At 56.0% G+C, this 26,145-nt stretch carries 34 protein-coding genes, 2 pseudogenes and 1 other annotated feature; of the genes and pseudogenes, 7 read left to right on the top strand and 29 right to left on the bottom strand.

From position 1 onward, the window contains the following. Positions 1 to 72 precede the first annotated feature (72 nt). The 25 genes from IP581_RS17255 to IP581_RS17140 form a co-directional block, all read right to left on the bottom strand. The gene (locus tag IP581_RS17255; protein ID WP_193820966.1) at positions 73 to 1,209 is read right to left on the bottom strand and encodes a phage late control D family protein; all 1,137 of its coding nucleotides are present in this window, start codon (positions 1,207 to 1,209) and stop codon (positions 73 to 75) included. Next, on the bottom strand, positions 1,209 to 1,667 hold the full coding sequence (locus tag IP581_RS17250) for a phage tail protein (RefSeq protein ID WP_193820965.1): 459 nt from the start codon (positions 1,665 to 1,667) through the stop codon (positions 1,209 to 1,211). Before IP581_RS17250 ends, IP581_RS17255 begins: the two co-directional genes overlap by 1 nt. 14 nt (positions 1,668 to 1,681) lie before the next feature. After that, positions 1,682 to 3,454 (bottom strand): phage tail tape measure protein, encoded by a 1,773-nt coding sequence (locus IP581_RS17245; protein ID WP_193820964.1) that lies wholly within the window; start codon positions 3,452 to 3,454, stop codon positions 1,682 to 1,684. After that, positions 3,447 to 3,566 (bottom strand): GpE family phage tail protein, encoded by a 120-nt coding sequence (locus IP581_RS17240; RefSeq protein ID WP_086873817.1) that lies wholly within the window; start codon positions 3,564 to 3,566, stop codon positions 3,447 to 3,449. The genes IP581_RS17245 and IP581_RS17240 overlap by 8 nt, the downstream gene beginning before the upstream one ends. 32 nt (positions 3,567 to 3,598) lie before the next feature. Beyond that, positions 3,599 to 3,880: a phage tail assembly protein gene (locus IP581_RS17235; protein WP_193820963.1), complete on the bottom strand. Its 282-nt coding sequence runs from the start codon at positions 3,878 to 3,880 to the stop codon at positions 3,599 to 3,601. A 59-nt stretch (positions 3,881 to 3,939) separates the two neighbouring features. Continuing rightward, positions 3,940 to 4,458 carry a phage major tail tube protein gene (locus IP581_RS17230; RefSeq protein ID WP_086873819.1) on the bottom strand — a complete coding sequence of 173 codons (519 nt, stop codon included), beginning with the start codon at positions 4,456 to 4,458 and terminating at the stop codon, positions 3,940 to 3,942. Between the two features lie 12 nt (positions 4,459 to 4,470). Beyond that, positions 4,471 to 5,652, bottom strand: a complete 1,182-nt coding sequence (locus IP581_RS17225; RefSeq protein ID WP_193820962.1) for a phage tail sheath protein — start codon at positions 5,650 to 5,652, stop codon at positions 4,471 to 4,473. A 198-nt stretch (positions 5,653 to 5,850) separates the two neighbouring features. Then, positions 5,851 to 6,783, bottom strand: coding sequence for a phage tail protein (locus tag IP581_RS17220; protein ID WP_193820961.1), 933 nt, complete (start codon positions 6,781 to 6,783; stop codon positions 5,851 to 5,853). Between the two features lie 131 nt (positions 6,784 to 6,914). Continuing rightward, a complete protein-coding gene (locus IP581_RS17215; RefSeq protein ID WP_193820960.1) occupies positions 6,915 to 7,499 on the bottom strand; it encodes a tail fiber assembly protein in 585 nt (194 codons plus the stop codon). Further along, positions 7,499 to 8,509, bottom strand: a complete 1,011-nt coding sequence (locus IP581_RS17210; protein ID WP_193820959.1) for a phage tail-collar fiber domain-containing protein — start codon at positions 8,507 to 8,509, stop codon at positions 7,499 to 7,501. Before IP581_RS17210 ends, IP581_RS17215 begins: the two co-directional genes overlap by 1 nt. 155 nt (positions 8,510 to 8,664) lie before the next feature. Further along, positions 8,665 to 9,273 (bottom strand): phage tail protein I, encoded by a 609-nt coding sequence (locus tag IP581_RS17205; protein WP_086873826.1) that lies wholly within the window; start codon positions 9,271 to 9,273, stop codon positions 8,665 to 8,667. Beyond that, positions 9,266 to 10,174 (bottom strand): baseplate assembly protein, encoded by a 909-nt coding sequence (locus IP581_RS17200; protein ID WP_193820958.1) that lies wholly within the window; start codon positions 10,172 to 10,174, stop codon positions 9,266 to 9,268. The genes IP581_RS17205 and IP581_RS17200 overlap by 8 nt, the downstream gene beginning before the upstream one ends. 4 nt (positions 10,175 to 10,178) lie before the next feature. Beyond that, positions 10,179 to 10,526 carry a GPW/gp25 family protein gene (locus tag IP581_RS17195; protein WP_086873828.1) on the bottom strand — a complete coding sequence of 116 codons (348 nt, stop codon included), beginning with the start codon at positions 10,524 to 10,526 and terminating at the stop codon, positions 10,179 to 10,181. Further along, the gene (locus IP581_RS17190; RefSeq protein WP_086873829.1) at positions 10,523 to 11,158 is read right to left on the bottom strand and encodes a phage baseplate assembly protein V; all 636 of its coding nucleotides are present in this window, start codon (positions 11,156 to 11,158) and stop codon (positions 10,523 to 10,525) included. Before IP581_RS17190 ends, IP581_RS17195 begins: the two co-directional genes overlap by 4 nt. Positions 11,159 to 11,235: 77 nt before the next feature. After that, complete coding sequence (locus tag IP581_RS17185; RefSeq protein ID WP_193820957.1) at positions 11,236 to 11,703, bottom strand: phage tail protein; 468 nt, start codon at positions 11,701 to 11,703, stop codon at positions 11,236 to 11,238. After that, complete coding sequence (lysC, locus tag IP581_RS23925; protein ID WP_097401881.1) at positions 11,666 to 11,908, bottom strand: Rz1-like lysis system protein LysC; 243 nt, start codon at positions 11,906 to 11,908, stop codon at positions 11,666 to 11,668. The genes IP581_RS17185 and lysC overlap by 38 nt, the downstream gene beginning before the upstream one ends. After that, the gene (lysB, locus tag IP581_RS17180) at positions 11,799 to 12,224 is read right to left on the bottom strand and encodes an Rz-like lysis system protein LysB (protein ID WP_193820956.1); all 426 of its coding nucleotides are present in this window, start codon (positions 12,222 to 12,224) and stop codon (positions 11,799 to 11,801) included. The genes lysC and lysB overlap by 110 nt, the downstream gene beginning before the upstream one ends. Further along, the gene (locus IP581_RS17175) at positions 12,221 to 12,730 is read right to left on the bottom strand and encodes a lysozyme (protein WP_193820955.1); all 510 of its coding nucleotides are present in this window, start codon (positions 12,728 to 12,730) and stop codon (positions 12,221 to 12,223) included. Before IP581_RS17175 ends, lysB begins: the two co-directional genes overlap by 4 nt. Further along, the gene (locus IP581_RS17170; RefSeq protein WP_017459945.1) at positions 12,705 to 12,935 is read right to left on the bottom strand and encodes an HP1 family phage holin; all 231 of its coding nucleotides are present in this window, start codon (positions 12,933 to 12,935) and stop codon (positions 12,705 to 12,707) included. Before IP581_RS17170 ends, IP581_RS17175 begins: the two co-directional genes overlap by 26 nt. Further along, the gene (locus IP581_RS17165) at positions 12,926 to 13,129 is read right to left on the bottom strand and encodes a tail protein X (protein WP_086873833.1); all 204 of its coding nucleotides are present in this window, start codon (positions 13,127 to 13,129) and stop codon (positions 12,926 to 12,928) included. Before IP581_RS17165 ends, IP581_RS17170 begins: the two co-directional genes overlap by 10 nt. 210 nt (positions 13,130 to 13,339) lie before the next feature. Next, on the bottom strand, positions 13,340 to 13,525 hold the full coding sequence (locus IP581_RS17160) for a hypothetical protein (RefSeq protein ID WP_017459947.1): 186 nt from the start codon (positions 13,523 to 13,525) through the stop codon (positions 13,340 to 13,342). A gap of 74 nt (positions 13,526 to 13,599) precedes the next feature. Beyond that, positions 13,600 to 15,654 carry a replication endonuclease gene (locus tag IP581_RS17155; protein WP_193820954.1) on the bottom strand — a complete coding sequence of 685 codons (2,055 nt, stop codon included), beginning with the start codon at positions 15,652 to 15,654 and terminating at the stop codon, positions 13,600 to 13,602. Then, entirely contained in the window at positions 15,655 to 15,876 is a 222-nt protein-coding gene (locus IP581_RS17150; protein ID WP_193820953.1) for a TraR/DksA family transcriptional regulator, read from the bottom strand. Next, positions 15,876 to 16,103 carry a DUF2732 family protein gene (locus IP581_RS17145; RefSeq protein WP_193820952.1) on the bottom strand — a complete coding sequence of 76 codons (228 nt, stop codon included), beginning with the start codon at positions 16,101 to 16,103 and terminating at the stop codon, positions 15,876 to 15,878. The genes IP581_RS17150 and IP581_RS17145 overlap by 1 nt, the downstream gene beginning before the upstream one ends. Positions 16,104 to 16,170: 67 nt before the next feature. Further along, on the bottom strand, positions 16,171 to 16,509 hold the full coding sequence (locus IP581_RS17140; RefSeq protein WP_097401790.1) for a DUF5347 family protein: 339 nt from the start codon (positions 16,507 to 16,509) through the stop codon (positions 16,171 to 16,173). A gap of 531 nt (positions 16,510 to 17,040) precedes the next feature. On the opposite strand from IP581_RS17140, the gene IP581_RS17135 reads away from it, so the two are divergent. From IP581_RS17135 to IP581_RS17110, 7 genes and pseudogenes are all read left to right on the top strand, one after another. Beyond that, positions 17,041 to 17,892: a phage repressor protein CI gene (locus IP581_RS17135; protein WP_086873837.1), complete on the top strand. Its 852-nt coding sequence runs from the start codon at positions 17,041 to 17,043 to the stop codon at positions 17,890 to 17,892. Positions 17,893 to 17,976: 84 nt separating this feature from the next. Beyond that, a pseudogene (locus IP581_RS24190) lies at positions 17,977 to 18,132 on the top strand (DUF2946 family protein); the annotation flags it as partial. A gap of 144 nt (positions 18,133 to 18,276) precedes the next feature. Beyond that, positions 18,277 to 18,555: pseudogene (locus IP581_RS24045) on the top strand (DUF2946 domain-containing protein); the annotation flags it as partial. 61 nt (positions 18,556 to 18,616) lie between these two features. Next, positions 18,617 to 19,978: a PepSY-associated TM helix domain-containing protein gene (locus IP581_RS17125; protein WP_193820950.1), complete on the top strand. Its 1,362-nt coding sequence runs from the start codon at positions 18,617 to 18,619 to the stop codon at positions 19,976 to 19,978. 182 nt (positions 19,979 to 20,160) lie between these two features. Continuing rightward, the gene (aroF, locus tag IP581_RS17120) at positions 20,161 to 21,231 is read left to right on the top strand and encodes a 3-deoxy-7-phosphoheptulonate synthase AroF (protein ID WP_193820949.1); all 1,071 of its coding nucleotides are present in this window, start codon (positions 20,161 to 20,163) and stop codon (positions 21,229 to 21,231) included. A gap of 9 nt (positions 21,232 to 21,240) precedes the next feature. Next, on the top strand, positions 21,241 to 22,362 hold the full coding sequence (gene tyrA, locus IP581_RS17115) for a bifunctional chorismate mutase/prephenate dehydrogenase (RefSeq protein WP_193820948.1): 1,122 nt from the start codon (positions 21,241 to 21,243) through the stop codon (positions 22,360 to 22,362). 68 nt (positions 22,363 to 22,430) lie between these two features. Next, a complete protein-coding gene (locus IP581_RS17110) occupies positions 22,431 to 23,303 on the top strand; it encodes an SMP-30/gluconolactonase/LRE family protein (protein WP_193820947.1) in 873 nt (290 codons plus the stop codon). On the opposite strand, the gene pheA is transcribed toward IP581_RS17110, so the two are convergent. From pheA to bamD, 4 genes are all read right to left on the bottom strand, one after another. After that, complete coding sequence (gene pheA, locus IP581_RS17105) at positions 23,300 to 24,460, bottom strand: bifunctional chorismate mutase/prephenate dehydratase (RefSeq protein ID WP_097401784.1); 1,161 nt, start codon at positions 24,458 to 24,460, stop codon at positions 23,300 to 23,302. The genes IP581_RS17110 and pheA overlap by 4 nt on opposite strands. Positions 24,461 to 24,490: 30 nt before the next feature. Continuing rightward, positions 24,491 to 24,616 (bottom strand) — a sequence feature (Phe leader region). Then, complete coding sequence (gene pheL, locus IP581_RS17100) at positions 24,565 to 24,615, bottom strand: pheA operon leader peptide PheL (protein WP_189660115.1); 51 nt, start codon at positions 24,613 to 24,615, stop codon at positions 24,565 to 24,567. It overlaps the preceding feature by 51 nt. A gap of 101 nt (positions 24,617 to 24,717) precedes the next feature. Continuing rightward, positions 24,718 to 25,056 (bottom strand): ribosome-associated translation inhibitor RaiA, encoded by a 339-nt coding sequence (raiA, locus tag IP581_RS17095; protein ID WP_044489450.1) that lies wholly within the window; start codon positions 25,054 to 25,056, stop codon positions 24,718 to 24,720. Positions 25,057 to 25,331: 275 nt separating this feature from the next. After that, positions 25,332 to 26,069 carry an outer membrane protein assembly factor BamD gene (gene bamD, locus IP581_RS17090; protein ID WP_097401783.1) on the bottom strand — a complete coding sequence of 246 codons (738 nt, stop codon included), beginning with the start codon at positions 26,067 to 26,069 and terminating at the stop codon, positions 25,332 to 25,334. Positions 26,070 to 26,145 lie beyond the last annotated feature (76 nt).

Below are 26,145 nucleotides of genomic sequence, written 5' to 3'. Positions count from 1 at the left end.
TTCTCCCTCGTGTATATGCCAGTTATATTATCCTTTTAACTTGCAAATGCAAGTTAAAGAATGCATTTGACGCTATTCCTGCACTTCATATTCAACGCCATCAACCCGCACTTCCAGCTCCAGTTTGCTAATAAAACCATTGCTATCAATGCCATGTGTTACTTTTTTAATTACCCAGGGCGTGTTGTTGATCGCATCTTTAAAGCCTGAAACATACACAGGGCTTTCTGCTGAGATATCGGTACGCCCCTGAGCGAGAGTGAGCGTAAATGTCGCCGCGTTGCGCTGGATCTCTTGCCACTTCGCCTCTGCCGCCCGCATGGCTTCATCTTTGGAAGAGTATGTCGTCGGTAGGGTATAGATATTATCTTTTGATCCAGCGGTGTAATCGGTCGCTTCCTGTTTTTCATTGCTGGTTGTCGCGGTTTTGCGCGTCAGTTTTACCTGCTTCGTCTGCGCTTTTGGCGTTCTGGTATCTTGCCAGTGGGCAACCACACCGCTGTAAGCTGCGCGATCGGCAAGGGTAAACTCGTGTGAGTCGCCATCGCTGCGGGTGATCGTCACCGAAGGAACAACCTTGCCGCCCCGAACACACATGCCTGGAACAAGGAAAATCAGCGTACCTGATTTCACGGCGATTTCGGCACCGTTGCGGGTTGCCAGCCGGGTAAGAAAGCCAATGTCGGATTCATTAGACTGGTCGATATGGGCGATTTTTATATTTGCCAGCGCTGGCGCGACACTGGCGCTCAGTGAATTACGCCAGGCGATATCTTTGACAACTTCGCCAAGCGTTGTGTCATGCCATGACCACTCTTTTGGGCTATTCATATTGCCGCGAAAATCGACGCTGCGGCCGGTAACAACCACCTGATCCGGCGTACCTCGGTGCGTCACCTGATCGATGGTAAACGTGCCCATATTGGTGAGCAGTTCTCCTGGTCGACCAATGGCGACACTGACCTCATTACCGCGCTGCGGCATCTGGATTTTCCCGTCGGCATCATCCAGCGTTAGCGTTAGCGTATCGGCCTCAAACCCGCGATTATCGGTGACGGTCAACGCTATCAGGCGAGGCGCAATATCGTAGGTAATGTCTTTTACTTGCTGTTTTGGCGCTTGCTGCGGATCAGGCTGTTTCTGCTTTAGCTTCAGCGTAAACAGGGGGACACTTGTTCGCCCCAAATCCTGGGTGAGTACGTCAATCATCACAGGTTCCCCAGCATCTTCGTCGCGTCCCTGAATAGTTGTTCCCCCTGGGCCTGAAGATCGCCCGCCAGGGCCTCCAGCGATTCATCAACGCGCGTAAGTTTTAACGTGAAGGTGATTTTGCGCGGTGAACCATCACTGTAATACTCCGAACCGTTTTCGGTGACGCTGCTTATTACATACATGCCGTAAATCATTCCGGTTCCGTCAATAAGCGGCCACGAGCGCCCTTGCTCGGCCATCAGACGTACCGCCGCAAGCGACAGCACGCCGCCAGTCAGTTCCGGGTAGAGTGCGCCCGCGATATTGATGGTATCCTCGCCGGGACCGATATACTGAAACGCCGCGCGCTTGCCCACGCGCGCGTTGTTCTTCCAGTTAAACGCTGAGGTACGGTCCATATTCTGAAACGGCAGTGTCTGTCGCATAAAAACAAAAAGCCCCAATGCCAGCATCATAATGCGAGCCCTCCTTACGGATTGAATTGAGATAAGGCGTTGTTGCGCCGGTTATTGGCATCCTGACGGAACAGTTCCTGCAAATAGCGTTCGTTATTGCTGCCCGGCGTGACATCACCCTGCAGCGTGACGTTATATTCCGTGCGGCTTTGGTCGAGGTAAGAGCCGCCTGTTGACGGGCGTGCCATCTGATAGGCGTTATATCCCGGCTGCGCACTTGTGGGCTGGATATAGCTGGATACCCCTCCTGTGGCGGGTTGCTCGATAAGCGGCTTGAGCGTCTGCGCGGGTTTTTTATCAATAATGCCCAGCGTCTCCAGCAACCCCGTCGCGCTCTCGCTCAGTGAACGGAAAAGGGTCAGTGGCCAGGTGAATGCAGTAACAAGCACTTTACCGATAATCTGCCCGACATTGCCGAATTGTGTGAGCGTCTCCTCGCTGGCCTTGATTGGCGTTAGCAGCTCGATAAAAGTGCCTTTCACCGTTTGCAGTGCGCTGCCAATGGCATCGAAAGCCGGCTGTAATGGCGCAAACATCTCTGCAATGGGGGCAAATGCCGCAGTAATGCCCTCAATCACGCCGCTAAAAAAGGCGCTAATGGGCTCCCAGTATTTATAAATCAGCGCAGCGCCAGCGGCGATGGCAGCCACCACGGCAACAATTGGCCAGGTGAGTCCGCCGATAACCGCCATGATCCCGCCACAAACGGTGGTAAACACGCTGCCAAAGGTCGTGGCAATGGTGATAAGCGTGCTGATCCCCGTAAAGACAGGCGCAATCACGCTCGCCACGGTGCCGATTGCCCCTGCAACGCCGACGATCACCGTCGCTATCAGACCAAAGCTTTGTACCAGCCCCTGGTTGTTTTGTACCCACTGCTGAAGCTGTCCGAGATAACCAGTCGCGGTCTGTACCAGCATGCGCAGCGACGACTCCTGAGTGGCGAAAATGTCCACGCTCAGGGATTGATAGGCCGCCTGCAGCGCCGCTAAATCCGTGCCAAGATTGCCGACATTGTTTTGCGTCGCGGCCGCAGCATTGTCGCCGCTTTGTTGCTGGTTGCCGATCGGCTGAGCCCGGTTTCCGGCGTTCTGCTGGAGGCTGGCGACAGCGGTGCCCGCTGGCGCAGGCTGCATGGTAGGGCGAGCTTGCAGTGATGCTTCATAACCTGGTTGCAGCAATTTTTTGCCAAGGCTAAAGCCGGTGTTTGCCACCGACATACTGGTTTTCCCAAGGCTGGCGACTTTTCCACTCATCCCTGTGATGCTCTGCTGCGCATCCTGGATTTTCTTCTGCCGTTGCTGCCGGTTTTCCTGTTTCAGGCTCTGCTGTTGGGTTACCAACTGCGCCGAACTGTCGCTGATGCGGCTTTTCAACCGCAGCTTTTCCGCCAGTGGTGCCGCAGCGTCAAGGCCGGATTCGGTGACCACGCTTTTCCGCCTGGCGACTTTCGCCGTCAGGTTGAGCCGCTGCAGATGCAGCTGGCTGACACGCTGTTGTGTGAACTGCAAAATACTGGCGTGGCTGCGCGTCGGCGGGCCTTGCTCCGCCAGTTTTTGCACACGCTGCTGCATCGTTTCCAGCCGCACATTGACTGAGGTAAGGGCTTTTTCCGCCCGCATTAAGCCATCCACCTGAGCGAGTTGACCATACAATCCGCTCAGGTTTTTCTCTGTTGCTTTTATGCCATCAGCCAGCGAGACATTCGCCGTCTGCAGGCTTTTAAATGGCCGCCTCGCTTGATCAACAGCAGCGAGCAGGGCCTCGATATTTACGCTGTTACTCATATGTGTTTCCGCTTCGCTGCAGCGCTTTTTCGCGCCAGGTGATGAGTTCGCCCAGACTCAGGGGGTAGAGCTCCGATGGCGGCCAGTGGAAGATCACCGCGATATCCGCCATCAGATCGTCAACCGACAGCCTGGCCGGAAAATTTACTGTCCCGAAGCTGGTGACAAAAAACTGACCACCTTACCCGCCAGCGCAACCATATCGGCCAGATCCAGCGCACCCACTTCTTGTTCGGTAAGTGAAGGGGAGGTGATGCGCGGCAGCACTTTAATCAGCGCGTCCACTTCGGCGTTTGCCACCGCGGCCAGGCTCAGGCCGCGCAGCGTACCGGCGTTCGGTTTCATCAGCGTAAGGGAATTGATCAACTGCTCGCCGCGTTTAATCGGGGTTTGCAGGGTAATGACGTTATCAGTTTCGTGGTTCATGCGATCCTCGTTGCTTGTGCGGGGGAAGACCCGGCCAGCCAGGCTGACCGGGTGTGACATTACAGGCCGATATTGCGGCGGTGCTGTTCGAGACGATCGACGCCGTTCACTTTTTCAACCATGTTGACGGTATCGATTTCCACCAGCTCCTTGCCATCGATGGTCAGTTTGAAGTAGGTGCAAATCACGGAGATTTTGGATTCCGTATCTTCACCCGGCTTGTTTTCGCCAGTGTCGATCTCTTTCTGGCGGCCACGCATGACCACTTCCACCGCCACCGTTTCACCGGTGTCATCACGCTGGTAAGAGCCCGCGAAGCGGATCGGCACCGCGTCGGCACTGGTCGCGCCATACAGTTCCCAGATGGCTTCATCCGGAAAGCCGCCCAGCGACCACTCCATTGACATCGCCTCTTCATCGAGACCCATATCAATCGGTGCGACACCATTCATGCCTGCACCGCGGTAGTTTTCCAGCTTGCGGGTCAGCTTTGGCAGGGTGATGGATTTGGCGACACCCTGATAGCTGTAGCCATTGAGGAACACGTTCATGTATTTCAGTTTTCGCGGCATTGCCATTTATCAGGCTCCTTAATTGCTGTTAACCGAGGAGACCAGGTTCGCCAGGTACTTATCGGTGATGCGCTGGCGTAAGGTCAGGTTTTCCAGTGGCGGGACCGGCGTATAGTCATAATCGATATACAGTTTCCCGGCCTTCAGGGTTTCGGCGTCGTTGGCGGATTCATCGAACCAGCAGGTGGCATCGACGATGTAACCGTTGCTTTTCAGCTCGCGGAATTTCGCGTTAATGCCATCGATGATGTCGCGGATAAGCGTCGCGGTAATCGGTTTGTCCACCGCCCACATGTGCGCGTCCGCCATGGTGTCGGCAATCACCTGCGCGGTGCGGGTGTAGTTTTCAAACAGGAACAGCGGATCGTCCGAACAGGTGCGGTTGCCCCAGAAACGAAAGCCGTCTTTGCGAATCAGCGTGGTGACGCCTGCCTGGTTCAGCAGATCGGCATCGGTGCCGGATTCCTGCAAATCCCAGAACACCGGAGTGCTGATGCCGGTCACGCCGTTCACGCCAACGTTCGACAGGGTTTTGTGCCAGCCAACAGACTGGTCGATATAAGCGCGCAGGCCGAGTGCGCGCGCCGTGGCGTACGCCGTGGCGCTGGTGTTAGCAACGGTATCCCAGGCGAGGAAATCCGGCCAAATCACCATCAGCTCGCGCTGGCTGAAATTCTCGCGGTACTTAATGGCGTCGGAAATCGTTTTGCAGCCCCAGGCGCTCACGTAACCGAAGGCACGCAGCTTCTGGCAGATGGGCGCCAGCGCGGTAGCGACTTCCTGGGTGTCGTAACCCGGCACGCCAAGAATACGCGGTTTCACGCCGGTCACCGCTTCGGCGGTCAGCAGCGCTTTCAGGCCGGTGTATTTCCCATTGGCATCGGTGGTGCCGATGATGTTGGAAATCGTCTGCGCCTGGGCATCGTCACCGCTGCCTTCCGCGACACGCACCGCAACAATCACAGGTTTCGCCTGATCGGCAATCGCCTGTAAAGACGATGCCAGCGTACCTTTGGTGCCCGCTTTGGCGATGGCGCTTTGCACGTTGGTGATAAGCACTGGTTCATTCAGTGGAAAGGTTGCCGCATCGGCGTCGCTGGCCGTACAAACCATGCCGACGATAGCAGTTGAGACAGTGGAAATGACGCGTGTGCCGTCGTTAATTTCAACGACCTGAACGCCATGATGGTAGTCACTCATCCGATTAACTCCGTGGTGTTGGGGTGAGTGCTATTTTCCAGAACGCAGCGCTAACGCGCTATTTGTCGGGGTTGGCGTGGGGATGAAACAACACGGTAGACAAAAAAAACGGGCCGGAGCCCGTTGGGATTAATGTCATACCGTGTCATTAAGCGTTAGACAGGGTGATGAGAGACAAAAACCGATGTCTTGCTGCCATCAGAAGCCTGTTGCTAACCATGACACGCCGTTCGTTTGAGCCGCACCGGCAGAGTTAAATGTTCTTATTCCATAAATTCTGGATGTATCTACTCCTGTGTAATTTGAGTTAATGGATATGCTCGCGGTTGCGGTAAGGCTAATACTGGGGACTACGGTAAATTGAACTGGAAAAAGGATATCTATACCTGCGGTAGTGCTCGTATTGGAAACGATGCCGCTTTGCATAAGCCATCCGTTAGGAAACCTGACCCAGCGGCCTGTGGTCGTACTGCCAGTTTGAAACGCTGACATATCAGGGATTTGGTTTTCACCTGTACCCACCGCTCTTTTCGCCGCCTCACCCAGCCCAAGGTTTTTAAGCGCAGTGGCGACAGTTGCGCTTCCTGCACTGGCGATCTCTTTAAATGCCAGAGTGGTTTGCAAATACTGGCTGTGCGGGTTTGCCGCTTTAATATGAATATCCAGTAGGTCATCGGCGTATTTACGCGTTGCCAGCACTACCGCCGGGTCGATTTTCAGCGTCACCGCAGCTGTTGACGAAACAATCAGCGCCATACGAATGGTTTGCGTGCGGCCGCTGCCTTCCTGTAACAACGGTTTGTAGGTTTCCGGGCAGTTGGCGACGGCAATTAGCACGCCGTCGTCATCATACAGCCCCATTTCGCGGATCCAGTAGCCCCCTTCGTTTTCGGGGATCACCTGTTCGGCAATGATCTGGTTTGTGTTGGCCGCATCGACAGTAAGGGTGTTCACTGCACCGATACGTTTCTGGTTGAGCAGTTGAGTTTGCGTGGCGTCGGGCGTAGGCAGGCTGCCATTGCCGTCGCCGACGGCCATTTGCGTGATATGTATTTGCGTGCCAAGCGCGGTGGCTGCTGCCAGCTTCGCCGCACCTTGATTGGTCAGAATGGCGTAATATTTCGCGGTCATGCGTTCACTCTCAGTTGTCGGAAACGTAGGCACTATTTTCCGGTGAGCGCATCGGACAGGGCTATCGGTTGAGGTTGGTTTGCAGGCAGGACAACTGTGAATGAAAAAAACGGGCCGTAGCCCGTCTGATGTTATTGCGGCTGTTGCGGCCAGTTGATATCTGGTGCCGTTGCGGTATCCACCGCCTGGAGCAGCTTGATGTACTGCAACCAGGCAATCAGCCGGGCTTTATCGTCATCGCTGATGATGCCGAGTTGCAACTCGGTTTGCCACAGGCTGATGGTATTTTTGGCTTCGTTGAGCAGTTGTGTTTTTTTGGCTTCTGCGACAGCAATCAGCGCGGCTTGATCGGTCACCCACTGGCTACCATCCCATTTGTCATAAGGCGTTGAAGGGGCAAGCGGTGTGACATCCGCAGGATAATTGCCTAATTCGGTAATTTCTCTTTTCTGCTTCGTATTGATGTCATACACCGTTTCGCCACGATGATCGGGAACGTACTCCCAGGCATCCAGCGCAGCCGTGCGGCAGATAGCGAAGCCCGCTTTACTATCTCCCGGTTTCTCGATAGTGGAGAAGCGAGGAATACCGACACCAACAGCCAAATACTCTTCTGATGGTGCGAGGTATTCACGGGTCGTTTCACGGTAATGATAGACGGTGATGTAACCTGCTTTGATTGCGATCAGATTGTCGTTCAGTACGGCTTGTTCCATTATGCTGCCCTCATGATGTAGTTAAACGCAATATTGCGTGGACGGTTTTCGTTGGCGGTAGGTACAGCCATCGCTGCGTTAAGCCCGATACCGTACCCGCCTGCTTGTATTTCTACTGAGCCTCCTCCATGAACAAGACCAGCGGTGCCAAATAACGCACCTCGCGCATCTTGCTCGAATCCATAAGGCGCACTGCAAGGAAGGGTGCCGGTTATGTTGCGAATCGCATCCCCCTGGAGACTTAATAATGACCGGCCTGAATCCACGTTACGCCCGTTATCCCAGCCGCGAATAAATTCACCGCGCAGGTCGGGCAGATTCCCCGAGGGAAAAAGCGATGCCAGAAATGGGTATTTTGTTTTGTCAAAAGCGGAGCCATTACAGTTGAACCAGCCAGTTGGCGGGGTCGCCGCTGGATAAGGAATCGGCACGCCGACAGGAAGGTAGTTATTGATATCTGCGACTGCGAGATATTGTGGATGCGGGTTTGCGGCAGCCATATGAGCGGCAAGAAGAGTATCGGCATAGCCTTTCACCTCTCTCGCTTTATCATCCGCATACTGCCGTGTGGCCAGCACCACCGACGGGTCAATTTTCAGCGTTACGGCGGTGGTGGATGAAACAATCAGCGCCATGCGAATCGTCTGCGTGCGTCCGCTGCCTTCCTGCAACAATGGCTTGTAGGTTTCCGGGCAGTTGGCGATGGCAATCAGCACGCCGTCATCGTCGTAAAGGCCAATTTCGCGGATCCAGAACCCCCCTTCGTTTTCCGGGATCACCTGTTCGGCAATGATCTGATTGGCATTGTTAGGATCAACAGAGAGACGATTAAGCGGGGCAATACGCTTCTGGTTAATCAACTGAGTTTGCGCCGCATCTGGCGTAGGCAGTACGCCGTTGGCATCGCCGAGCGCCATCTGCGTAAGGTTAAGCTTTGTGCCAAGCGACGTGGCGTTCGCCAGCTTCGCGGCCCCCTGATTGGTCAGAATGGCAAAGAATTTTGCAGTCATGCGTTAACTCTCAGGTTGTTGGGTGATGAATCAGTACAGAAGGCATTTTCCGTTCAGCGACAGGCGAACGCTATCAGGCGGGGTTGGCTGCCCGCTGGCACAACGAGGCGGGTAAAAAAAACGGGCCGCGGCCCGTTTTGTCTGGTGTTACGTGGTTAAGCGATGATGACATCATCAATCAGATGAACCGCTGAGGCAGGGTAATATTCGCCGCCGACCGTGATCTCTTCTGGCGTGTAGGGATACACGGTCAGTTCTTCGCCCAGGTAGCACCCGGCGCCGACATAAAACTCACCGCTGGTGCTCAGGCTGATATTGAGCCCGGTCAGGTGGCGGCTCGCCGGTTTGGCATCATTAATCAGCCGCTCCAGCTCAAGGTACATCTCCTCGGTAATGCCGTTCTCCTGCACGCCAATCACCAATTTAAAGGTGCCCGGCTCGGCGTTGTCCTCCCACCATTCGCGCAGCTCAATCAGAAAACCGAGCGGCTCAACCACCCGGCGCAGCGCGCTGCGCGTGCCTTTGTGCTGGTGGACGAAAAATGACGCGGCAATCACTTTGCGTTTGGTTGCTTCCGGCCAGTTAAAATCCCAGCGGTCGACGGAGAGCGCCCAGGCCAGGTAAGGCAGCAGTTCCGCCGGGCACGTTTGTGGATCCCACAACGTGCGCAGCGGCACCGGCACGCGCTCAATATCTGCCGCCGCTTTTGCCGCTGCCACCTCAAGTACGGATGAGCCAACAGGCAACAGACGGTCGTCACTCATCAGTGCCTCCGGCGTTAAGGCTCCAGGCGGTGCAGTAAGAGGCCTGGTTTTTCGCCAGCACCAGATCGCTTTGCGGCGCGCTCAGCTCCACCCGTTGCACGCCTTCGACGTGCAACGCGGCATAAATCGCCGACTGGCGGATATCACGCCCTAAACGCCGCTGCGCGTTGATATAGGCTTTTAACTGCTGTTCAGCGGCCTGGCGAATTGGTTCTGATTCCGGGCCCGGGTAAAAGTAGAGCGTGGCGTTAATCTGGTAGGGCACGATCTCCGCGCTTTGCACCGTCACACGGTCGCCCACCGGGCGCACATCTTCGGCGTTCAGTGCCTTATCCACGATGGCGATCAGCTCATCGCTGGCGCGGCCGTCGCCCTCGCGGGAGAGCACGGAAATGGTGATATACGCCGGGTTCGGGCTGATGACCGAAATATCGGCAACCCGTCCGTCGGCGCTGCGACCATGATATTCGTAAGCGCCTTCCGGCCCGGCGACGCTTAGCCCTTCAAACGCCTGCTGCGCGCGTAGCCGCAGATCTTTGTCAGACTCCATCACCGCCGGCGTCGGCGGAATGGTGCTGTCGTCGGCGGGCGAGATGACCAGCCGCGCCGTGTTGCTGTTGGCGGCCATTACATCCAGATCGTTCCCGGCGGCGTAGGCCAGCATCACCGCGCGGGCCGCTTCGTTAACGCGACTGCGCCACATCACTTCACGGTAGGCGTTCTCTTGCAGGAACTTGGTCAGCGGCTCGGACTCCAGCGCCAGCGTGCGCGCCAGCGCCTCTTGTTCATCGGCGGGAAACAGGGAAATCAGCGTCGCTTTGCGGTCGTTGAGGATAGCCTCATAATCAAGCTCCTCGACCACATCCGGCGCCGGCAGTTGGCTCAGATCGATAATCGGCATGGTTTTAACTCACTGGAAGGGTTAACGAAAGGGATTCGCCGGTGCTGGCGAGTTGCGCGGTCAGGTTGACCAGCAATTTGCCGTCGAACTGGCGCTCGGTGGTGACCGCGCTCAGCGTAATGCGCGGTTCCCATTTCAACAGCGCCATGTAACAGGCGGCCTGGATTTGCAACATCAGCGCCGGGGTTTGCGGCTGGTCGATCATCTCAAACAGCAATGAGCCGTAATCGCGGCGCATCACTCTGGAGCCTATCGGCGTGCGCAGAATGTCGCTGATGCTCTGGCGAATATGCTCGGTGTCGGTAAGACGCTTGCCGGTGGTGCGGTTTAACCCGCTGTAACGAACTGTCATAAAGGCGCTCCTGTTGTGCCGCCGCTGTCGCCGGGGTGTTTATGGGTATGCAACACTTTGCCGTTGGAAGTGAGCGATCCGCCGCTGTGCTCAATGTTGCCGCTCATCGTGCCGCCTTTTTGTACCTCCAGCGTGCCGGTGATGAGCTTGTTGGTGCAGACCACTTCCGGCGTATCCAGCGTGATGCGGGTAGTGGCGGTCACTCGCACGTCCGGCACGGTAGCGGTAAGGGATTGCGACGCGCTGATGGTGGCGGTTTTAATGCCGCTCACCGTTAACGCGCTGGTTTTCGGTTCATATTCCACGACGGCGCCATCGGGAAAGGCGACATGCAAGGCATCGGCAGATGCCGAGGGGGCCGGGTTGTCGTCGGAAAAAATCCCCGGCAGTACGAACGCGGTATCAAGTTCGCCGCCGACCGCCAGCAGCAAAACCTGCTCGCCGATGGACGGTGCCCACCAGCTCCGGGAATGCCCGGCGCGGTGGGTTAACCACTGCAACCATTGTGTTACGAGGCCGCCGGTCTGCACCCGGCAGCGCCCGCTGTTCAGGTCGATGTCGACAATTACCCCGGTGCGGATCATATTGCGCAGCAAACGGGCCAGTTCCTGAAGCGAGAGTTGTCTATTCATAACGGAAATCATCCTATGCGTGACGGGCGTTGAAAAACGGACAAGGCTGTCCGGCGTTTGGCACAACGCCGGGCGATTCAGGCCGGCCAGCGGCTCACCAGCTCACCGTTGATATACAGCTCGATTGGGCGGGTGACGAACGCGGGTGGTGGCGGTTCCGGTAACGTTTCGGCATGCAGCGCGCCGTCGATTTCCGTGACTTTGGTGCGTTCGGTCAGTTGCAGCACCATCGTCACATCCTGGGTGTTGTCGGCGTTCGTTAGCAGCGACCAGCTGAAGCTGCCTTTGCGACCGGCTTCGGTGGTGAGGATGTCGGGCTGGTTATCACGCAGCCACGCCATCACCGGTACGAACAGCGCATCGATATCACCGACAAAACCGCTGACGGTGACATTGAGGCTGAACTGTTTTTCAAACGAGAGTGAGCTGGCGAGGGTGGCGGTGTTGCTGCCTTTGTCCACCCACAGGCGCAGCATCGAAGGGTTATCGCGCAGCGCCGGCACAGCGTCAGTCAGCGCGGTGCGCAGCGTATTGGGTTTTAGCATTGATCTCATCCTGGCAATGTTTAAGGGTTTCGACCTGCAGCGCACACTGTTCCAGCGCGAGCTCCAGTCGGCGAATATCGGCGCTCAAATCGCCGTTAGTTTGCGGGGTACTTCCCGGCATCGGGCACAGGCTGACCAGCGGGCAACTGTTGTAAACAGTGACCGGCGGAAGGGCAGGCGGGGCGCTGGTGCACCCGGCGCACAGCGTCAGGCAACTCAGCGCTATACCAGCGGCGAAACGCGTCATTTTCATTGAGTAACCTCGTAATTGATTGTTCGCGCCGCACCGCTTGCGCACTGGCGGCGTCCAGTTGCAGGCGCAGCGCGACCTGCGCCTGCTGGTTTTTATCCGCCAACGCGGTAGCGGCGTTCAGTTGTGCTTTTAACTGCGTGATGGCGCTGTTTTGCTCACGCGTAAGCTGGCGGGATTGCGCCAGCGAGGCACTCAGCGAGTAGTTTTGCTCCACCAGCCACAGCAGGCCGAGCGAGGCTATCAACAGGGCTATCAGACGTGCATTCATTGCGCCCCCTGCAGACACCAGCTGTGTTCGCGCTGGCGGCGGTTTTCCAGCCCCTGGTTACGCACGCCGCCGATAAACACCCAGCGTGGCAGCTGATCGCAGGCCTGACGCCACTGCTTTTGGTTGAGAAAATAAACCAGCGTCGAGCGGCAAGCCGCGCCGCTGCCAACGTTAAAGGCGAAGCTGACCACCGCGTCGTACACCTGCTGCGGCATCGCCACCGGTGCGCACTGCGCCAGCCTGCGTTCAACCTGTAATACGTCAGCGACAAGGTTGCTCGCCGCCTCTTTTTCACTGATATCGCGCGTTGGTATAACGCCCGCGGTATGACCGATGCCGGATGTCCAGACCCCGGCGCTGCACTGGTAAGGACGCAGGCGGCAACCTTCAAGATCGGCAATCAGCGCCAGCCCCTGCGGTGAGGTTCTCAGTAAGCGGAAATCCGGCAGCAGCACCGCCAGCGCCAGCACCACCGCCGCGCTACAGCGTTTTACGGGTAATCCCATTCATCACCTCCTGGGTTGATGCGCAGGACTGGAGGAACAGATAGCTTTTGCGGCGGTAGTACCAGTTCACCGCCACGGTGACCGCGACACCAAGCGCGCCAAAATAGGCGGCGAAGTCTTGTGGGGTCATGGCGCCAAAAAAGGTCAGCGCCACGCTTATCCAGTACGCCAGCGATGAGGTGACTTTTTCGATGGTCAGCCCCATAGATTCACCGTCTCTTTGATGGTTTGCGTCTGAACTTCCGGCAAGTTGACCGGAGTGCCATAAGGCAAAATCACGCCCAAATCGGCGAGCCCTGGGTTGGCGGCGAGCACCGTTTCGACCACCGATGCGGTGCGCCCGTAATAACGCTGGCAAAGCAGGTCGAGGGTATCGCCTTGTTGTGTTTTCACATTCATCGTTCACGTCTCTTTCCATCAGGAAGGTTTTTCCCCATGGTTAAGTTTCCTGACCGCAGGCGATGGACGCTATCTTTCGGGGCTGGTTAATCGCTGGCACAACAGGTGGGCGCAGGGAGAAAAGCAAAGCGCAAATGCACCAGGCAGCACTGCCGCTGGCGCATCGAGGGAAGGGCAGCGTTAACTGCCAGGAAAGGATGTGGCGGGGCGCTATTCGGCCTTGTAGAAAATGTTTTCATCCTCGTCGGTGGCGTTTTCGCTGTTGGCCAGGTCCGCAATCAGACTCAGCGCCAGTTTCAGATCGGACGGTTTGCAGTTAGCCAGCAGAGACACCTCGGCAATGAATTGCACGCATGCCCACTTGTGCTGAGTCTGATTTAGTCGCTCAGAGACCATGAATCCCTCTCATGAATTTCTTGTACTGTATGTTTATACAGTATCATAGGCTGATTATTAATGGGAAGCGATAATTATTTGTTCCCGTCACTATGTTGCTGATAAAGAAAACCATTATGGTTTTCTGCTCTCGCGTTAAACCCGCTGTTTCCAGCTATTTCCGCGCGATGCCTGCCAGTACAGAAAGCACTTTTTGGCCTCTGTTTGCGCGCCTGCAGAATATCGCTGCGCAGCCAGGCGGTAAGTTGCCGACGCTGACGACGGTTTAACCGCTGACCAGGCTCGAAGGGCGTACAGTTATTGACAGAACTCCAAGAAAGGGCCGTATCCGCCACGTTTTCCTGTGTGCGCTTCGGCACGATCGTCCACTTTTTCAGCCGCGTCAGCAGCGGCGAGCCACTTCCAACCACGCTGTCATACACGCCGCGTACGCGCAGCGTCTCTTCGCCATACTGATTAACATCGCCGTCCGTCTCATAAAGTGTGCGCACCTGCACCTCATCGCGTTTGACGAACGGCCCGCCCTGCGCATTGACGTAACCCGCCCAGTCACCGCTATCGGCGGCTTCATGCACTTGCGCAAACTCCACGCTTAATCCGCGCGCGGCATCGTTGTCAGCCAGTTTGCGTAGCTCGCGGTAAACGGTGACCGGCGCGCCGCCAATAAACTGAAACTGGCGGATGCGCCAACGCGCGGCCCACGCGCAGACCGCACAGGCGCTCTCTTTCAGCAAGGCGCCGCTCTCAACGTCGGTTTCGCCGTCCAGCGCATAGCCGTCGATATTTTTGGCAATATATTTCGCCAGATAACCCGTCGCGCTGCCTTTTAACGCATCAATGGTTTCCGCATGAAAGCGCGCCTGTTGCGCTTTCGCACTGGACAGTTCGTGGCAGTCTTGCTGGCAGGCGAAATCACGCAGGATCTCGCGTACGCGGGCAACCTCCTGTGGCTGCATAAACAACAGCAGGTGCCAGTGCGGTGTGCCGTCATGATGAGGCTCAGCCACGCGGATGCCGAAAACGCGCAGTCCGTTACGGTGCAGCTTCGCACGGATACGCGCCCACAGCCCGGTGAAGTACGCCTGGGTTTGTGCCGGGCTGGCGCCGTTCCATTTCTGGTTGCGGTAGCCCGCGCGCGTTGTTGCGTGCCAGGCCGAAGGAGCGGTTAAGGTGTAAAACTCGCCTGCGTAGCCAAGGTTCTGGCAGATAGTTTCGAAACCGCGCAGGCGCGTCATCAGTTCGCAGCGACGGATCGCCGGGTTGGCGACTGAACCGTCGTGTTTATCAATAAGGCTGATGCGGTTTCCCTCTTCATCTTCCAGCTCCATGCTTTTGAGAAACTCACGGTTACGCCGTTTTTGCTCGCGCCAGGCGGTTACGCACTGCAGGCTGGCGTAGGGCTGTTTTTTCTTGCTGACATTGCCAAGTGCGATATGTAAATGCTCACGCCACTGCGCGGCGGCTTTGCGCAGATGCCCGCGCCACCACTGCTCGCTGAACAGGCGCATGATCGCCGGGGCGAGATCTTCCGCACGGACGACTTTGTGCGCCACCCGCTGCCAGTGCGGTGGGGTGACATTGAATTGCAAGGCGATGGTGCCCGCGTGCCGATACCAGCGATGCAGCGTTTTCAGCTCCGTTGCGCTTGCGTCGTCGTGCTCTGCCAGTTCACCGCGAATAAAATTGGCAATATCCGCCGCCAGCCTGTCGATGGGGGCTTTGTTCATATCCGGCAACTGGTTGTAGCGGGTAAATAGCGAGACTAAACGGTGCGCCAGCCCCTGCTGGATAACCGTATCAAAATGGCCGTTGAACACCGCGCTGGAGACGCGCGGCTGTAAATGACTCAGTTGATAGCGCTGCGCCACCGCGTTGAGCCTCGGCAACGTGCGGCGATAAAAATGCAGCAGAAAAGCCTCGGCCCGCGCTATACCGTGCTCTTTTTCTATCGTATCCGCAGCACGGATGAGCGAAACGCGCACGCACTCCGGCTGGAGCGCCAGCGCCTGACGCGCCTGCGACATCGCCGCAATATGGCGATTGCGGCGATGCAGCTCAGCGTGGGTAAGCAAGGGGCTGGCGATAGCTGCACGCGGCGCATTCCACGGATAAACCCAGGCGACAGACATTTAGCGTTTCCTGTAGTGCTTGTCTTTCAGTTCGGCAATCTGCTGGCAACAAACGCAACAGGTGACGCCGGGCAGCGCCATGCGCCGCGCTTGCGGGATAGGCGCATCGCAGCTTTCACACGTCAGCCTTGAAGGTGCCAGCAGACGATTACGCGCATGTTGGATATGCCGTTCGCGCTCTTCCATCTCGCGTTGCTGGGCGAGATCCATTTCGTCGGCCATTAGTGCAACTCCTGCGCCTGGTTATCGATGTGGCTGGCTTCCTGGCGCAACAATTCAGCGGCATCGTGCCATTCAAGGCGTTGTGAGCTGATGAATGCGGCCAGTGCGTCCAGACGGGCAGAGATAACGCCGGCGCAGCGCAGACGTTCATTGTTACGCGCTTGCGCAAGCTGAAGTGCGAGAGCTTCCGGGCTGTGGTTAGGTGAATTGAAGGGTTGTTTTCTCATTGTGTTGCTCCTGAATTTGGACAAGGGGATGCCCGACGGGTTGACGTCATGGTGGTGGATTTCGGGTTTACAGCGGCATGGTGAGCCGTTTCGGAAACTGGCTTACTACCGCGCGGAAATGGTTCATGGCGGCGATCACCGCCCGCTTCTCATCAAGCGTTAATGCATGCGGGCTGAGCGCCTGGCGCGCGGCGGGCACTCTGGCAAGAAAGAAAATGGCCGCCAGCGCCCGGTTGTTCGCTTCTGCGTGTTCGTCGCGCGGGTCACGCAACTCTTCGATAAAGCGTGCTACGTCGCGCCAGTTATCGCCCCATAAGCGACCGCGAAGCTCGGCGATATGGTTTAGCCCGCTCAGCCGCTCTGATGTACTAAGCGGAACATGCGCGACAGGGGATGTGATAGCCATAAGCTCTCCTGTGATAGCGTTAGCTTGCAAAAGCAAATTCAGCGTAATGCCATACCGAAAGGGCGTTTAGCACCGCAGCGGCACTTTTCCTGTTGCCTAAAGGCGCAAGGCAAGGCGCTGGCGTTCACCTGCGCATCGCGCCATGTTGCGGTGTCGCGGTCGTCAGATTCGTTGCCGGGAAGTTGGCTCAGTGGTATGTGCTCAATGAATTGCCAACACCGCTGGCATTCGCTCTGGCTATGGTTTTCCGCCAATCCTTGCATCTTTATTGGCGCTGGCATTGTTATGCAAATTGATGCGGAGAGTGCCGGAAAACGGGCTGTTATCTCTGTGCTCACCCGGCGATGGCAGCCACGTTTGGATCGCATTTGAGTGCCGGATAGCGGATGCGATGGCGTTGATTTTGCATCTGACATATCGCATTATCTCCTGTTGTTTAAAATGTACTGCGTAGCTGTGCTTTTTGGTCGATGCATAGCAATATAAATCGCAAATGCGATTGTGTAAATCACTTTTTCGATGTTGGTGTCCATGAGTGAAAACAAGATGAGTGTTCAGGATGTGATTGAGCGCATTGCCGCGTCCTATTCCGTCTCCAGCCAGAAAGCCCTCGCAGAGGCGCTGGATGTGCCGGCGAACAATATCAGCAGCTGGATCCAGCGCGATAGCGTGTCGTATAAAGCGGTGGTCAAATGCGCACTCGACACCGGCGCGGACCTGCACTGGCTGGTGACGGGTGAATTTGCAAATGCGAAATTGACGGATAAACCGGTGCCGAAGGGCAAAGCGCTGTATGACGAAATTTTGTCGACCGGCGGGCGTCCGGTGCTGCGCCGTATCCTTGATGCCTACGGGTTCGAAATGCAAAAAGAGCTGGGGGATTTACTGGATATCTCTTCCGGCACCATCAGCACCTGGGTGCGACGCGAGTTTTTCCCCGGCGATGTGGTGGTGACTTGTGCGCTGGATACCGGCGTCTCTTTAGGCTGGCTGGCGACGGGCAAAGGCGAAATGTACCCCGCTGCAGCCGCGGGCGCCGCGCAAAATGACGCGGCGCTGAGCATCCCGAAATTTCGCCATGAGTCTGGCGAACTAAAAGAGGCGGGCGTCTGGTCGCTGGATCGCAGCCTTGCGCCATCGTCTACCGACGGTTTGAATTTTATTGAAGGGCTGAATGCGGGCTGGCTGGTGGATACCCGCGCGCAAAAAATTGGCAATGGCCGCTGGTTTATCAGCATTGACGATACGCTGGATGTGTTTGATGTGGTGCGTCTGCCGGGCGGCAAAGTGCGTCTTTCCAACAGTGCGGTGGATTTTGAGTGCGCGGTAGCGGAGATCGTACCGTATGGCGTGGTGGTCTTTACCCTGGAAAAGCACGTTTGAGGCCATGTTCGCGAAAAACGACAAGTAAATTAACTTTCTGGTGATGTTTAATTTACAATGCCGCTTCGACCGGGAGGGGAAGTGGTGAGGAACGTTTTTCATCAATACGCAGCACAACGCGCAGCCGCAGGGCTGGCGCTGTTTGCGATCTTGCTGATCCTCGTCGCGCCGCTGATTTCGGTCTCGCTGCAGCAAGACCCGATGAGCGCGATGCCCGGTATGCACCACGAGATCAGCATGCCGGTGCACGCACACCACGATGTCGCATCGCCGCCCAACGAGATGAGCATGCTGGTGCATGCACACCACGATGTCGTATCGCCGCCCAACGAGATGAGCATGCCGGTGCATGCACACCTCGATGTCACATCGCCGCCGAACGAGATGAGCATGCCGATGCATGCACACCACGATGTCGAATCGCAGCCGATGTCGCACCATCAAAGCTCACCGCAAAGTATGCCGCTTGATCACGCCGAGGCCTGTGGCTACTGCGTACTGCTGGCACATGTCCCTGGCCTTATCTTCCTCGTTATTTTGCTGCTGCTCGGTCGTGTGCTGCGTATCCGCGTGGCCGCTGCCCGCCAGCCTGTTGAGCACTGGCACTTCTTTCCCTGGCTTTGCCCTGACACCCGCGCCCCGCCGCGCGTCTGCTTTTCCTGACTCTAAAAATGTCCGTTCGCCTGTGCGAAACGGCAACCTTTTGCTATTTCTGAGGAAAAGTATGACAACCTGCACTCCACGTGCGGCGTGGCTCAACGTGCTGCGACGCCTGCATTTTTACATTGGCCTGTTTGTCGGCCCGTTTATTTTTGTCGCCGCCCTGAGCGGCACGTTATACGTGGCGACACCACAACTGGAAAACTGGCTCTACCACGATGCGCTTTACGGTGCGGAAGGGGGAACGCGGCAACCGCTCGCTGAACAGATTGCCGTGGCTGAACAGGTGACCGGCGGCCATTTACGTCTGCACGCGGTGCGCCCGGGTCTTACCGGGAATGAGACGACCCGCGTGATGTTTGCTGACCCGCAACTGGGCGCATCCGAGAACCGTGCGATATTTATCGACCCGGTAACGCTGCAAGTGAAAGGGGATATGACGGTCTATGGTACCAGTGGAATTTTGCCGCTGCGCCAGTGGATCGACTATTTCCACCGCTCGCTGCTGCTGGGCGATGCTGGCCGTCTGTACAGCGAGCTGGCCGCGTCCTGGATGTGGGTTGCCGCGCTTGGTGGTATTGCGCTGTGGTTTTTTACCCGCCCGAAACGGCGTATCAATAACACGGTACAACATCATCGCCGCCTGCATGTCTCTTTAGGCTGGATCCTGCTGGCCGGGATGCTGCTCTTTTCCGCGACCGGTCTGACCTGGTCGCAGTGGGCGGGCGGCAACGTTGACAGCCTGCGTGCGGCGTTTGGCTGGATGACGCCGCAGGTCAATACGCAACTGCACGGCATGCAAGAGATGAACGATCCGCATGCGGAACACCATATGATGCACGATGGTATGAATATGCCGGATATGCAGCTGGATCTGGTGCAGTTCGACGAAGCGTTGCACAGTGCGCGGCTGGCCGGGATCGCCGCCAGCAAGCTGGAGATCCGCCCGCCGCGCAGTGCGGATAAAGCCTGGACGGTAACCGAAATCGATCGCGGCTGGCCCACGCGCGTGGATGCGGTGGCAATTAATGGCAACACAATGACGGTAGTGGATCGCACGCGTTTTGCGGATTTCCCGCTGATGGCGAAGCTGACGCGCTGGGGCGTCGATTTCCATATGGGCATTCTGTTTGGCCTGGCGAACCAGTTGCTGCTGATTGCCTTTGGCAGCGCGTTGTGCGTGATGATTGTGATTGGCTATCGGCTGTGGTGGATCCGTCGCCCGGCCAGTGCAAACGCTAATCCGGCAAGCACGTTGCTGCATGCCTGGGTGAGTTTACCGCTGTCAGGACGCGTAATCAGCGCCTTACTTGCGCTGTTGCTGGGGCTGGCGTTACCCGTCATGGGAGCCAGTTTGCTGCTGTTTATACTCATTGATGCGGTGCGCTGGAAACAACATGCCAGGCGTTCTGTCGTCACGATGTAGCCGCTAAACACCGCGAGGTGTAAATTTATAATTACACCTATCGGCAATAAAATCGCGATTATTTTGCCTTTGTAAAGTAATCGTTACGTTATGTGGATTGAAATCTTTACCGGCTATGGTATCGTTACGTCATCCTCCATTGAGGAACAACTATCGCAAACGAGCCATACAGGATTTTGATCATGCAAAAAGACGCGCTGAATAACGTACATATTACCGATGAACAGGTGCTGATCACCCCGGATCAGTTGAAAGCGGCCTTCCCGTTGACTGCCGAGCAGGAAGCGCAAATCGCCCAGTCCCGCCAGACCATTTCCAACATCATTGCCGGGCGCGATCCGCGTCTGCTGGTGGTCTGCGGTCCCTGCTCGATTCACGATCCACAAGCCGCGATCGAATATGCCCGTCGATTTAAAGCCCTTGCCGCAGAGGTCAGCGATAGCCTCTATCTGGTGATGCGCGTCTATTTTGAAAAACCCCGGACCACCGTTGGCTGGAAGGGGCTGATTAACGATCCGCACATGGATGGCTCGTTTGATGTGGAAGCTGGCCTGAAGATTGCGCGTCGTCTGCTGGTTGAGCTGGTCAGTATGGGGCTGCCGCTGGCAACTGAAGCGCTGGATCCGAATAGCCCGCAGTTCCTTGGCGACCTGTTTAGCTGGTCGGCGATTGGTGCGCGAACCACTGAATCGCAGACGCACCGCGAAATGGCTTCAGGTTTGTCAATGCCGGTTGGCTTCAAAAACGGCACCGATGGCAGCCTGGCGACCGCTATCAATGCGATGCGCGCCGCAGCCATGCCGCACCGCTTTGTGGGGATCAACCAGGCCGGCCAGGTCTGCCTGCTGCAAACCCAGGGCAACCCGGATGGACATGTGATCCTGCGCGGCGGTAAAGCGCCGAATTACAGCCCGGCGGACGTCGCGCAGTGTGAAAAAGAGATGGAACAGGCGGGACTGAGACCGTCGCTGATGGTAGATTGCAGCCATGGTAATTCCAATAAAGATTACCGTCGCCAGCCTGCCGTTGCTGAATCGGTGGTGGCGCAGATCAAAGATGGCAACCGTTCGATTACCGGTCTGATGATTGAGAGCAATATTCATGAAGGCAATCAATCTTCTGAGCAGCCGCGCTGCGAGATGAAGTACGGCGTTTCCGTGACCGATGCGTGCATCAGTTGGGAAGCGACCGAAGCGCTGCTGCGTGAAATCAATAACGATCTGCGTAACAGCCTGGCGGCGCGTTTTGCTTAAGAGGGTGTTATGGTTGCTGAACTGACCGCGCTGCGCGATCAAATTGATGAAGTTGACAAGGCGCTGCTGGATTTGCTGGCGCGCCGTCTGGAGCTGGTGGCGGAAGTTGGTGAAGTCAAAAGTAAATATGGCTTGCCGATTTATGTACCGGAGCGCGAAGCGACGATGCTGGCATCGCGTCGCAAAGAAGCCGAATCACTGGGCGTGCCGCCGGATCTGATTGAAGATGTGCTGCGTCGCGTCATGCGCGAATCCTACTCCAGTGAAAATGATAAAGGGTTTAAAACCCTGTGTCCGGAACTGCGTCCGGTGGTAATTGTGGGCGGCGGCGGGCAGATGGGGCAACTGTTTGCCAAAATGCTGACGCTTTCTGGCTACCAGGTGCGCATTCTTGAAAAAGAAGACTGGGCGCAGGCCGATGCGCTATTGGCTGATGCGGGTATGGTGATTGTCAGCGTGCCGATTCATGTCACCGAGCAGGTGATCGGCAAACTGCCGGCGTTGCCGGAGGACTGTATTCTGGTCGATCTGGCGTCGGTGAAAAGCGGCCCGTTACAGGCAATGTTGAGTGCGCACAAAGGGCCGGTGCTCGGGCTGCATCCGATGTTTGGCCCGGACAGCGGCAGCCTGGCTAAGCAGGTGGTGGTCTGGTGTGATGGCCGACAGCCGGAAGCGTACCAGTGGTTCCTGGAGCAGATTCAAGTATGGGGCGCGCGTTTACACCGCATTAGCGCGGTGGAACACGATCAGAACATGGCCTTTATTCAGGCGCTGCGCCACTTTGCGACATTTGCTTATGGTTTGCACCTGGCGGAAGAGAATGTTCAGCTCGAACAGTTGCTGGCGCTTTCATCACCGATTTATCGGCTGGAACTGGCGATGGTCGGGCGCTTGTTTGCCCAGGATCCACAGTTATACGCCGATATTATTATGTCGTCGTCCAGTAACCTGGCGCTGATCAAACGCTACTACCAGCGATTTGGTGAAGCGATTGGACTGCTGGAGCAGGGTGATAAGCAGGCGTTTATCGACAGCTTCCGTAAAGTTGAACACTGGTTTGGCGATTATGCGCAACGTTTCCAGAGCGAAAGCCGGGTGTTGTTACGCCAGGCCAACGACAGCCGCCCGTAAATAGAAAAGCCGTTTATACTGAAAAGCCAGTGGTTACCCACTGGCTTTTTTCATTTAAGGGATGCGCAATGGCTGAGCTGCACACGCTGTTTGATTACACCGGACATTTACCGGAATGCCCCACCTGGAGCGACGCGGAGCAGGCGCTCTACTGGGCGGATATTATTGAAGGCGAGATCCACCGTTATCACTTACCGTCTGGCGAACATACGGTGCTCTCGTTTGCCGAAGAGGTTGGCTGCTTTGCGTTGCGTGAGAAAGGCGGCTTTATCGTGGCGATGCGTAATGCCATCTGGCTGACAGATACGCGCGGTTTGCTGCGGCAAAAAGTGTGCGACAACCCTTCAAACCCGCAACTGGCGCGCTTTAACGATGGCGGCACCGATCATCTTGGCCGTTTTTATGCGGGCACATTCTGGGGGCCGGGTGATTACAATGGCGCGCTGCTGTTGCGTATTAATAATGATCTCACGCCGAAAGTGGTGCAGTGCGATATTCACGGCGCTAATGGGCTGGCTTTCAGCCCTGATAAACAGTGGATGTTCACCTCAGACACGCCGAACGCGGTGATTTACCGCACGCCGCTTGATGAGCAGGGTGAACCGGGTAAACGCGAGGTTTTCCGCCGCTTTAATGCCGGGGAGGGCATTCCGGACGGTGCGGCGATGGATGTTGAGGGCTGCTACTGGAGCGCAATGTTTGACGGCTGGCGCATCGCGCGTTTTTCGCCGCAGGGTGAACAACTGGCAGAGTATCGCATGCCGGTGCGTTGTCCGACGATGGTCTGTTTTGGCGGCCCGGAGATGAAAACACTGTTTATCACTACGACACGCGAAAATATGACAGCGGAAGAAGTGGCGCAATATCCGCTTTCTGGCGCCATCTTCACCCTGCCGGTGACGGTGGCAGGGATGAAGAAACCGCTGTTTAAAGAGTGTTAAACCGGATCGACCGGCACCACATTTTCACTGGGGTAGCAACCGAGGACTTTCAGCGAACGCGCGGTGTCGGTGAGTTCGCGCAGCGCTTTTTGCATCTGCACGGATTGCAAATTGGCCTGCACATCGATGTAAAACATCTCTTCCCACGGGTTACCGTTAATCGGGCGTGATTCCAGTTTGGTCATGATCAAATTATGGTTACGCAGCACCAACAGGGCTTCAACCAGCGAACCTGCTTGCTGGCCGGTCGCCATTAGCAGCGTGGTTTTTGCCGGTACCTGATCGGAAACCTCAATGGCTTTACGCGCCAGCACCACGAAGCGCGTGATGTTCTGTGTCTGGTTCGCCAGATTCCGTTGCAGTACCTGCAAGCCATACAGCGCGCCACCGGCTTCGCTACCCAGTGCCGCAACCTGCGGCGAATTCGCCTGCGCGACCTTTTCCATCGCGGCGGAGGTGCTTTCGCAATACTCAATTTTCCACTGCGGATAGCGGTTAATGAACTGACTGCACTGCTGGAAAGGCTGCGGGTGGCTGTAAACCGTGGTGATGTGTTCCAAATCGGTGGATCCGGAAACCAGGATGCAATGGTCGATTGGCACCGTCAGTTCACCCACGATAGACAAACTGGTGTGCTGGAGCAGGTCGTAAACGTCGTTAATCGCGCCGGAGCTGGTGTTCTCCAGCGGCACCACCGCGTAATCGGCCTGGCCTGTTTCCACCTGGCTGAAGATATCGTGAAATTTCAGACAACCGCTTTCAATGAACTGCTCAAAATGGCGCGCCGCGTACTGGCGGGCGGCCAGATGCGAATACGATCCTTTGGGGCCAAGAAAAGCAATGCGAGCTGAGTGCGGGTTGATTTTATTCAGATGCTGCTGGAGCAGGGCTTGCTGGGTAAGGACGGAATCTTCGATGATCAACTGAAACAGGCGGGTGATGTAGTGGGCGTCCAGATGATGCGCTTTGCCGAGTTCTATCAAATGTTCGAGTAAATCACGTTCGCGATCGATATCGCGTACCGGGCGGTGTGAATCCAGCTTGGCTTTGCCGACTTCAACAGAGAGCTGGCGGCGTTCGGCCAGCAGCGTCAGCAACTGTTCATCCAGTGCGCTGATCTTTACGCGTAAATCCAGTAAGGGGTTTTCAGCCGTCATGTTGTTGCCTTTCGTCTTTAATTGTTATCAATAAAAAAGGCCTCCCGGTGGGGGAGGCCTTTTTGTTCGTCTTCGCATTCTTTATCACAAAACGAATCGCCTCCCTAATTGGGGAAGGTAAAAAAGAATGCGAAGAAGAACGGAACAAGTTTCATGGCGTTTTCCATTATGTGACTGAAGTACAGTACCCGTACTGTTTTCGCTCTGTCAATAAAAAACGCGCCCGTGGGCGCGTTGGGATGGGCTCAATGTAGAGACTACTCTTCTTCTTCCTCAACGAAGCTTGTGTCTTTCACCGATGTTGCGGCGCGACGTGCTTCACCTTTGTGTTGCACTTTATTAAGCTGCCGTTCCAGCTTGTTAATCAAATCGTTGATGGCGGTATACATATCTTCATGTTTCGCACTGGCAACCAGTTGTCCGTTCGGTGTGTTGATCGTTGCATCGGCGATAAAGCCCTGTGGCTCTTTAGACAGAATGATATGCGGATTAATCAGTTGAGTTTGCCATTTATCCAGTTTGGCGAGACGGTCTGTGACATGCTGGCGGATTGCCGGAGTAATTTCCATTTGTTTACTGGTAATGTTCATTGTCATAAATTTTACCTCTTGTCTTTCCGTCTTGGTGATTTCAGCATACCGTCCATAATGTCAAAATGTGTGATTTAAATCACATTATTTTGTCACTTTTTGTCAATGAAGGGGTTTTGTGAGGCAGGGCAGGAAGAGGGCAAATTTACCTTGTCTACGCCATCATTAGCAGTCATAGTTGATAGGATGGATTGCGGCTAAACCGCTTTAGTGATAGATAAAATGAATAAAAAAACGGCAGCCTGGAGGCTGCCGTTTTGTATTTCAGGCGATCGGGTCAATCAGGTTCGGTTGCTGTTCGCCGCAATAATTTTCGCCACTTTATCCGCCTGCGCGTTGAGTTGCAGCTCGCGATAGGCTTTTTCCATCAGCGGCAGCGCGTCATGGGTCGCTTTTGTATCCGGGAAGTCACGCAGCATACCTTCTACGCGGTTAGTAACGGCAACCCAGGCACCGCGATCGGTGTAATATTCCGCGACCGACAGTTCATATTTCGACAGACGATCTTTCAGGAACACCAGACGCTTGGTGGCGTCGGTGACGTACTGGCTGTTCGGGTAGCCGCGTACCAGTTTGGAGAAATCTTTGAATGCGTCACGCGCATGCGCCGGATCGCGATCGCTACGGTCTACGCCGAAGAACCCTTGCAGAGCACTGTCATCCAGTGCCATGTTGGTCAGCCCACGCATATACATTACATAATCAATGTTCGGGTGGGTTGGGTTCAGACGAATAAAACGGTCAATCGCGGCTTGCGCCAGCGGCAGATCGGCATTTTTGTAGTACGCGTAAATCAGATCCAACTGCACTTGTTGCGAGTAAGGACCAAACGGATAACGATTATCCAGTGCTTCCAGTTGCGTTATTGCCGCCTTCCAGTTACCGTCTTGCAGCTTTTGCTGAGCTGTCGCGTAGATTTCGTTTGGCGGATTATCAGGTACTTCTTCTTTTGAACCGGAGCAACCTGCCAAAGCCAGACTCAACGTGGCGGCTGCCACCAGATATTTCAAGCGCGTCATGACGTTTAGACTTTCCTCAGAATGTTTACGCGGGAGATTCTTTATTCCTGCTCCCGACTAAGACCAGCTACAATAG

It is taken from the genome of Kosakonia pseudosacchari (assembly GCF_015167415.1).
GTDB classification, from domain to species: Bacteria; Pseudomonadota; Gammaproteobacteria; order Enterobacterales; family Enterobacteriaceae; genus Kosakonia; species Kosakonia pseudosacchari.
Note: the sequence above shows the minus strand (reverse complement) of the source record. Positions and strands in the feature narration are given on the sequence as shown.